A 6,837-nucleotide genomic window follows, 5' to 3' on the forward strand; every position below is an offset into this window, starting at 1 on the left:
GTTCGGAACTCGCGAGTCCACGGTTCGGAACCGCGGGGCCGCAACGCGAATCGCCCACTCATCGGTCCCGAACCGAAGACTCGCGGGTCCTGAACCGTGGACTCGCGGGTCCTGAACCGTGGACTCGCGGGTCATGCCGGTTGGACTCGCGGGTCGTGGGTGTTGGACACGCGGGTTTGGGGGCGGGCGGGACCCTTCGTTGTGCCTCTTGACACCGTCCAGCCTCGCCCCTAGCGTCTCGGGTAATCGATTTCCCAGACGCTGAACTGGCGACGAGGGAGCATGGACAACGCTGTCAACCCGCTGGTCGAGATGATCGGCATCAGCAAGTCGTACGGTGGTGTGCGCGCCTGCCGCGACATCGACCTCACCGTGCGGGCCGGAGAGGTGCACGCGCTGCTCGGTGAGAACGGCGCGGGCAAGTCGACGCTCATGAAGATCCTCTCCGGCGATGTCACCGACTACGAGGGCACGGTCTCCATCGACGGCGAGCCGGTGCGGTTCGCCGCGCCCGCCGACGCGCAGCGCGCGGGCGTCGCGATGATCCACCAGGAGCTCGACCTCGTGCCCGGCCTCACGGTGGCGGAGAACATCTTCCTCGGCCGCGAGCTGAGGACCCGGCTGCGCACGGTCGACCGGCGCCGCATGAACCAGGTGACCAGGGGGCTTCTGGAGCGATGCGGTGTCACGCTCGACCCGCGCAGACCGGTCGGCGAGCTGCGCACCGGCGAGCAACAGCTGGTGACGATCGCCAAGGCTCTGTCGCTGGACGCCAAGATCCTGATCATGGACGAGCCGACGTCCGCGCTCTCGCCCGTCGAGGTCGAGCAGATGTTCACGGTGATCTCCGAGCTGCGCAGGGCGGGGGTCGGGATCGTCTACATCTCCCACCGCATGGACGAGATCGGCCGCATCGCCGACCGGGCGACCGTGCTGCGCAACGGCGCGGTGGTCGCCGGGTTCGACGCGCGTGAGCTGACGGCGGAGGCCGCGGCGGAGGCCATGGTCGGCAGGCCGGTGCAGGCCATGTTCCGCACGCGGGACGTCGACCCGGGGGAGGAGATCCTGCGGGTCACCGACCTCGTGCTCACCCCGCGCCGCGAGCGGTCCGGGCGGCGGGAACCCGACGGCATCAGCCTGACCGTCCGGCGCGGCGAGATCGTCGGCGTCGGCGGACTGCTCGGCTCGGGGCGCACGGAGCTGCTCGAGACGCTGTACGGCGCGGGCTCTCCCGGAACGCTACGTGGCGAGATCCTGTTCCGTGGCAAGGCTTTCCGCCCACGTGGCGCACGCAGGTCGTTGCGCGCGGGCATGGCGCTCGTGCCGGAGGACCGGCGGATCGCGGGCCTCTCGCTCGATCACTCGGTCACCGCGAACACCATCTTGTCCATTGTGGACCGGATCAGCGGCGCCGGGTTCGTGCCGAGGGCACGAGAGACCGGTGCGGTGCGGCGGATCACCGGTGAGCTGAAGGTGAAGCTCGGGTCCATCGGCGACGCGGTCGGCACGTTGTCCGGCGGCAACCAGCAGAAGGTGGTGTTCGGCCGGATGCTGCTGACCGAACCGGTGCTGCTGCTGCTCGACGAGCCGACGCGCGGCGTGGACGTCGGCGCGAAAGCGGAGATCTACCAGCTGCTCGGCGAGGCGGCGCAGCAGGGGATCGGGGTGCTGCTCGCGTCGTCGGAGCTGGCCGAGCTGGTCGGGGTGTGCGACCGGGTGGTGGTGCTGTCGGGCGGGCGCAGCGTGCGGGAGCTGGACACGAGGCAGGCAGGCGAGGCCGACCTGCTGGCCGCGTCGATGGGTGAGGGCAGCGCGGCGCTTGCGGTGGATGTTTCGGGAGGAGAGGCGTGACCAGCGAGGTGACCACTCAGCAGACCGGTGCCGAGCCGGAACCGCCGACGCGGCAACGGAAGTCGCGCACGGACATCGTGTCCGCGCTGTTCCGCTTCCAGAGCCTGTTCGGGCTGGTCGCGGTGTTCGTCGTGGCCGTGGTGTTCTCGCCACGGCACAACGGCGAACTGCTGTTCCTCGACGCAGACAACCTCGCCAACGTGGTCCGTGCGATGTCCGAGATCGGGATCATGGCCGTCGGCATGACGTTCGTGATCCTCGTCGGCGGCATCGACCTGTCCGTCGGCGCGGTGCTCGGGCTCGCCGCGGTCGGATCGGCCGTGCTGATGGTGAACGACGACTTCGGGGTCTTCGCCACCGTCGTGATCGTGTTGGCGATCGGCCTGTTCTTCGGCTTCCTGCAAGGGATGGCGTCCGCACTGTTCGGCATACAGGCGTTCATCGTCACGCTGGCAGGCATGCAGATCGCCCGCGGTCTCGCACGCATCTGGTCGGGTGGTCAGGGCGTCGCCATCGCGTACGGCGACGGAGATGGCGAGGCGCCGGTCGCGTTCTCCCTGCTGGGGGAGCGCACGTTCAACGGGATCGTGCCGATCCCCGCGCTGATCTTCGCGGTGGTCGCGGTCGTCGCGATCGTCTTCCTGCGCACCAGCGCGTTCGCCCGCCACGTGTACGCGATCGGCGGCAACGAGAAGGCCGCGCGGCTCTCCGGGGTACCGGTGACCCGCGTGAAGGTCATCGTGTTCTGCATCTGCGGGTTCCTGGCGGCACTGGCCGGCATCGTGCACGCCGGTCAGCTCAACCAGGGCAGCCCCAACGACGGGTTCGGCTACGAGCTGGACGCGATCGCGGCCGTCGTCATCGGCGGCACCAGCCTGATGGGTGGTCGCGGTTCGGTCGTCGGCACGGTCGCCGGCGCGCTGCTCCTCGGCGTGCTCAACAACTTCCTCGGCCTCCACGGCGTGGACCCGAACGTCCAGCTGCTCGTCAAGGGGCTCGTCATCGTCGTCGCCGCCGGGCTGCAACGCCTGCGGCCGACCGCCTGACCTCTCACACATCTCTGCCACACCGTCTGTCAAACCAGGAAAGAGGATCCGACATGGCCCGTCGTCGTGCCGTGGCCGCCGTGCTCACCGCGGCAACCGCGCTCAGTCTGTCCGCCGCATGTGGAACCACCAGCGAGAACAGTGGCCAGGGTGGCGGGGGTGCGCAGGAGAGTGAGTGCGGTGGCCCCGACGGCAAGTACACGATCGGTATGAGCCAGGCGAACGTGGCCGAGCCGTACCGCGAGCGGATGGACGACGACATCAGGGCCGCGGCGGAGAAGGTGCCGCAGTTCAGCGTGGAGTTCGCCGACGCGCAGCAGGACAACGCCAAGCAGGTGTCCGATGTGGAGAACTTCCTCACCAAGCAGATCGACCTGCTGATCATCAGCCCGAACGAGGCGACGCCGCTGACGTCGGTGGTGGCCAAGGCCTACAACAAGGGCATCCCGGTGATCGTGCTGGACCGCAAGGTCGACGGTGACGCCTACACGACGTGGATCGGCGCGGACAACGTGGAGATCGGCCGCACCGCGGGCGAGTACGTCGCGTCGACGCTGCTGCCGAACGGCGGCAAGATCGGTGAGATCCGCGGTCTCGCCGGCGCGACCCCCGCCAAGGAACGTGGCGACGGGTTCCGCGAGGGCATCGAGGGCAAGAACATCGAGATCGTCCAGAGCGTCGACGGTGACTGGCTGCGGGAGAAGGGCCAGGCGCAGGCGGACGCGTTGTTCAAGGCACACCCGGACATCCAGGTGCTGTACGCGCACAACGACCCGATGGCCGAGGGCGCGTACCTCGCGGCGAAGGCCGCGGGCATCGAGAAGAACATGAAGTTCATCGGCATCGACGGTCTGCCGATCCCGTCCGGTGGCCTGAAGGCGGTCGAGCAGGGTCGCCTTTCGGCCACGCTGATCTACCCGACCGGTGGCCAGGAAGCCGTCGACACGGCCAAGAAGCTGCTGATCGACTGCCAGGACGCGCCGAAGGAGCAGACCCTCGAGACGGAGCTGATCACGATCGACAACGCGGCCACCGTCTACAACGAGGCCAACAGCTGATGCGCGGCAGAGTCGTGCTCGCGGCCATGCTCGGCGCCGCCGCCTTCGTGGCGGCGCCGGCCGCGCCGGCCGAACCATCCACTCAGGACTCACTGACCGGCAAGGGTCCGGTCGGCTGGCAGACCTACCGCGACCTCACGGCGGCCGCCCAGCTGCGGCCGGACAGCCAGGTGCGGCAGTTCTCGAGCTTCGACCGGACCGGCGGCAACAACGACGGCTTCAACAACACCTACTCGTGCCTGCGTCACTCCGGCGACGGCTGCGTGATCGCCGAACGCCGGGGCGCGGGCGAGATCGACTCGATGTGGTTCACCCGCGACTACGGCTCGATGGTCCACAACGGACGGATCAAGGTCGAGCTGGACGGTCGCGTGGTGGTCGACGAGCTGCTGGCTGAACTGGTCGACGGCAAGGCGGGTGCGCCGTTCGTGTGGCCGCTGGTCGGCAACGGCGACGACACCGCGGGCGGCTCGGTGGTCAAGGTGCCGATGCCGTACCGGGAGTCGATGCGGGTGACCGTGCAGAAGGACCCGTTCTTCTACCACGTCACCTACCGCGAGTTCACCGACGCGCGCGGGGTGACCACCTTCAACCCGCGCGACGCGGCGCAGGACGTGGTGAACCGGTTGCGGGGCTTCGGGATCCGCGACCCCAAGCCCGCGTTGCCCGGCGCGTCGGCGCAGCGGTTCGCCGGTGACGTCGCGTCAGGTGCGGCCGCGCCGGTGGCGTCACTGTCCGGCTCCGGCTGGGTGTCGCAGGTCCGGGTGCGGCTGCCGCAGGTGGTGGCAAGCCCCCGGGTCGGCAGCGACGGCCGTGCGTTCGGTGCGGGTGGCAGCAGCGCCTTCACCGTGGCCGTGGACAAGAACAACGACGGTGTGCGGCTCACCAGGCGCGTGGACCCGACGATCGCCGACCAGGTCGCGCGGATCACGGTGAACGGCAAGGAGGTCGGCCGGGTCGAGAGCGGGCCGGTGCGCAACGGTCAGTGGCTCGACCAGGTCGTCGAGGTCCCGGCCTCGGTGACGAAGGGCAAGTCCTCGCTCAAGGTCGGCGTCGAGTACGTGTCGTCCGCGTTGGACGTCAACGAGTTCCGGTACGACGTGCACTCGAAGCTCGGCGGCTCGTGGACCCGCACCGACGTGCTCGACCTCGGCCCCGCCCACGACGGCGAGGAGACCGCCCACGGGTACACGATCCGCAACCAGAGCTGGGAAGGGTCGCGGGTGTTCCGCTACCCGGCCGACCCGGCGGAGGTGACGGCGTCCGACGCGGTGCTGGCGGGCGCGCGCCTGCGGGCCACGTTCGACGGCAAGACCACCGTGGACGCCCCCGTCGGCGAGTTCTTCGGCTCCGGGCTGGGCGAGTACGACACCCGCACGCTGTTCTCGTCGATCGACGCCACCGCTGACGGCTGGTACACCGCGTGGTGGCCGATGCCGTACGGGACGTCGGCGACCGTCGAGCTGGTCAACGGCAGCGGCGTGCCGATCACGGGCGCGGTCGTCGAGGTGACCTCGGCGCAGGACCGTGCGGTGGCGGGCGGCCTGTCGGCCGGCGAGCTGGGGCACTTCAACGCCACCCACCGCCGCGGCGACGCCGTGCCGGACCAGTCGTGGAACTTCCTGGAGGCCGAGGGCACCGGGGTGTTCTACGGGGTGACGCAGTCGATGCGCGGCAACATCCCGTCCGGCAACCGCCGCAACTATCTCGAGGGCGACGAGACCGTGTACGTGGACGGTGCGGCGAGCCCGGCGCTGTACGGCACCGGCAGCGAGGACTTCTACGAGTCCGGCTGGTACTTCCGGGACGGCACCACCTACGTCATGCCGGAGGCGGGCAACCCGGCGTACGAACTCGACGGCGACGGCTGCCGGTACGACTGCACCGGCGCGTACCGGCTCATGGTCGGCGACGCGGTGTCCTTCGGCAGCTCGCTGAGGTTCGACATCGAGCACGGCCCGGCGGACAACGAGCCCGCGGACTACAGCTCGACCGCGTACTGGTACGGCACGGCCGGGAAGTCGCTGACCGAGACGGACACCGTCGACGCCGCCGACGACGCGAGCCGGACCGAGCACGGGTACACGGCCGATGGGGAGACCCGGGGCTCGCTCACGTCGACGGTAGAGGGCCGCGGCGACACCACCCCGGTAACGCGAGGTGTCACCGCAGCGACGGGAGAAGTGTCGTTCACGGTCGAGGTGGCACAGGACAACAAGGGCGTCCGGTTGCTGCGACTGGGGGACCAGAACGCGGCGTACCAGCGCGCGACCGTGCTGGTGAACGGCAAGCGGGTCGGCGAGTGGCTGCAGCCACTCGGCAACGCGCACTCGCGGTGGCTGGAGGACAGCTTCGAGCTGCCCGCGTCCGCGACCGAGGGGAAGAGTTCGGTGACCGTGACCATCCAGCCCGCCGATGGCGGGCCCGCCTGGTCAGCGGCCACTTACCGGGTCCTGTCCCGCGGCTGACCGGAGCCGGGGGACATGAAAGGGATGCCTTCGCCGTAGTCCCCCCACGGCGGCGAAGGCGTCCCCCCGGGCACCAAAGTCAGCTTCCCGAAAGGGGTCGGCAAAGTCCTTTCCGCTGGTCAGTGGGAGGCAATTCGATGCCGTGAAAGACGCGGGGACATGGCTGGAATGGCGCTTTCGGGACGCTCAACCTGAATCCACCGACATTCGTCTCAGTTTGTCCGGTCGCACAACGGACGCCGCCCCCAGCGGCGTTCTGTCAGAGGTGGCGGACTGGCGCGATGTCCCGAAAGACGCAGTGATGATGATGTGTGTGGATGGAGACCCGTGGAGGGTCTGACTCGGAAAGATGCTGACGCCTGTTGCTGATGTTGGTGGTGGGTTGTCTTGTGAAAGATCTGTCGGCTCTTCGTG

4 protein-coding genes are annotated in these 6,837 nt (G+C 69.2%); all 4 read left to right on the plus strand.

Annotated features, from left to right (window positions below; genetic code table 11):
* Positions 1 to 282: 282 nt before the first annotated feature.
* The 4 genes from WBA97_RS00245 (at position 283) to WBA97_RS00260 (ending at position 6,423) form a co-directional block, all read left to right on the plus strand.
* A complete protein-coding gene (locus WBA97_RS00245; protein ID WP_424228557.1) occupies positions 283 to 1,851 on the plus strand; it encodes a sugar ABC transporter ATP-binding protein in 1,569 nt (522 codons plus the stop codon).
* A 74-nt stretch (positions 1,852 to 1,925) separates the two neighbouring features.
* On the plus strand, positions 1,926 to 2,897 hold the full coding sequence (locus WBA97_RS00250) for an ABC transporter permease (protein ID WP_424228560.1): 972 nt from the start codon (positions 1,926 to 1,928) through the stop codon (positions 2,895 to 2,897).
* Between the two features lie 53 nt (positions 2,898 to 2,950).
* On the plus strand, positions 2,951 to 3,955 hold the full coding sequence (locus WBA97_RS00255; protein ID WP_424228558.1) for a substrate-binding domain-containing protein: 1,005 nt from the start codon (positions 2,951 to 2,953) through the stop codon (positions 3,953 to 3,955).
* Positions 3,955 to 6,423, plus strand: a complete 2,469-nt coding sequence (locus WBA97_RS00260) for a glycoside hydrolase family 172 protein (RefSeq protein WP_424228559.1) — start codon at positions 3,955 to 3,957, stop codon at positions 6,421 to 6,423. Before WBA97_RS00255 ends, WBA97_RS00260 begins: the two co-directional genes overlap by 1 nt.
* Positions 6,424 to 6,837: the final 414 nt, after the last annotated feature.

Source organism: Actinophytocola sp., from assembly GCF_049647105.1.
Classification (GTDB): domain Bacteria; phylum Actinomycetota; class Actinomycetes; order Mycobacteriales; family Pseudonocardiaceae; genus Actinophytocola.

Excerpts from the sequence above, each read along its gene's own strand:
- WBA97_RS00245 (WP_424228557.1), top strand. The coding sequence starts at position 283 with ATGGACAACGCTGTCAACCCGCTGGTCGAGATGATCGGCATCAGCAAG.
- WBA97_RS00255 (WP_424228558.1), top strand. The coding sequence starts at position 2,951 with ATGGCCCGTCGTCGTGCCGTGGCCGCCGTGCTCACCGCGGCAACCGCG.
- WBA97_RS00260 (WP_424228559.1), top strand. The coding sequence starts at position 3,955 with ATGCGCGGCAGAGTCGTGCTCGCGGCCATGCTCGGCGCCGCCGCCTTC.